The sequence below is a fragment of the Mesorhizobium sp. P5_C1 genome, from assembly GCF_054049815.1.
Map to the genome: position 1 here is coordinate 1 of NZ_JBFULQ010000766.1, position 2,035 is coordinate 2,035.

Genomic DNA, 2,035 nt, shown 5'->3' on the forward strand with positions numbered 1-2,035 from the left:
GTATCAGATTCGCGGTGGACGTGCGGACCGCCTCGTCGTCGTCAACTATGGCAACCATCGGAATTTTCGACACATCGGTGTCCCCCGGAGACTGTGTCGCCCGGCGTCGCCCGGCGCGATCTCATCTCGGCGCCAGCATACGAACGTAGAGCCAAGACCGAAATCATACAGAGGTTTGACTAGCCTGAGGTTCGCAGGCAGCGATGCCGCGACCTGGCGACCGGTCGGAGAACCGTACGGCTACACAGCGGCGTCAACGTTCAACCGCACGGTGGGATCATTGTCGCACGGCACCGGCGACCTCCCTGCACAAGGTTGCCGACATCGCCAGACGCGCCCAAGGCGCCGCCGCCAACAGTAGATACCATCGTATACGCAGCATAGCTGATGATATGATTCATTCAGACGGCCATTCAATGGAGCAGATTTCCCACCCGTGTACCTTGACCAGCAAGCAGAAGAAAATTCTGAGGCTAGAGGAGCACGGGCCCAATGCAGTTCCACTCATTGTCTGCATCCGAATATTACGATCGGCAACCGGCAGAGGATCTGCCCGTCCTTCCTCGACGCGACGGCATGGTCCGAGCGATGCATGTCGCCGGCCCGCCTCGAACGCCTGAAGTCGGCTCGTCATTGTTCGACCCATTCGACGCAGGCAACGGCGCCTACCCGGTGGCGCCAGACTGCCGCATGATTTCGATCCCCCTCACTCATATGAATGTGGTTCTCTCGGTGTCCGCTGCAGCGATGCCGCAACCCCGTCGCGGCGGTCTAACGATGCATGCAAATGCAGCGGCAGACCCTGATCCTACGGCGGCGCCCTGTGGGGCCATGGCGCAATTTGCCCAAGCAGGCCAAAGCGCGATCGACGGTCTGAATGCTTTCCACGCGCCTCGGGACCTAGGCCTGGCCGAACTGGTCCCAGAACGGCACTCCTCTGATCCGGTCGTCCAGCGTCTTTCCAGGGCGCTCGAGGCGGCAGAAGACAGCCATGATGGATTTGGCAACCTCTATGCCGATGCAGTCCGCCTTGCCATCGTAACCCGCTTGCTCACGCTGCGCTCAGATCCGCAGCCAGACCCGGATGAGCCGGCGGCACGCTCTACGGCCGCCCTGTCCAAATGGCGATGGAAGCGCGTCGTCGAATACGTCGATTCACATCTCGATGAGACGATTACGCTCGCGGACATGGCAGCAGTGGCGGGGCTCAGCCGAATGTATTTCGCCGCACAGTTCCGGGCGGCCACCGGCATTCGCCCGCATGAATTCCTGCTGCGGCGGCGGATTGACCGTGCCAAGCAGATGCTCATCGAGACCGAGATGACCCTGGTCGACGTGGCGCTGAGCGTCGGCTTTCAGAACCAAGCCCATTTCACCACGGTCTTCGGACGTTTCGTTGGCGAGACACCCTATCGCTGGCGTTGCGGCAATCGCAGGGATGTCGCAGACCGCCCTTTCGACAGCGATCTCGCCCGTTGGCGCCACCCCCCACGTGGGTCGGACACGCGGCCCATTCAGCTGGCAGCTCCGGGAGAGTTGCCGCCCCGCAGCGCTGCCGGTGCAACATAGCCGACAGCGCTGGCGGCGGCACTGCGATGGAAAGATGTTGCTTGCCGGAAGGCTTCTTGCCCACACAGGATTCTTCAGCTCTTCGTAGAGGCGTCTCTAATGGCCAATGACATTCGTCCTTACAATGCCCCGGCCGGCGGATGGGGAGCGCTCAAGTCGCTAGGCGAACACCTTGTCGAGCAGGGAATCCCGATCAAGGGGGCGGCCACTCTGGGGCGCATGAACCAGCCGGAGGGATTTGATTGCCCCGGCTGCGCCTGGCCGGACCCCAAGCACACTTCATCCTTTGAGTTTTGCGAGAACGGGGGCAAGGCGGTTGCCTGGGAAGCCACGGCGAAACGCTGCACGCCGGAGTTTTTCGCCGCCCATACCGTTGCCGAGCTTTCAAGCTGGAGCGATTTCGATCTCGAGATGGTCGGACGCCTGACCCATCCGATGGCCTACGACGGCGCATCCGACCATTACG

The 2,035-nt window shown here is 61.9% G+C and carries 1 protein-coding gene and 1 pseudogene; both read left to right on the top strand.

Going from position 1 to position 2,035, the window contains the following annotated elements:
* Nucleotides 1–492 precede the first annotated feature (492 nt).
* Nucleotides 493–1,569, top strand: coding sequence for a helix-turn-helix transcriptional regulator (locus ACXJ7R_RS31020; RefSeq protein WP_457155137.1), 1,077 nt, complete (start codon nucleotides 493–495; stop codon nucleotides 1,567–1,569).
* A gap of 99 nt (nucleotides 1,570–1,668) precedes the next feature.
* A pseudogene (locus ACXJ7R_RS31025) lies at nucleotides 1,669–2,035 on the top strand (FdhF/YdeP family oxidoreductase); the annotation flags it as partial.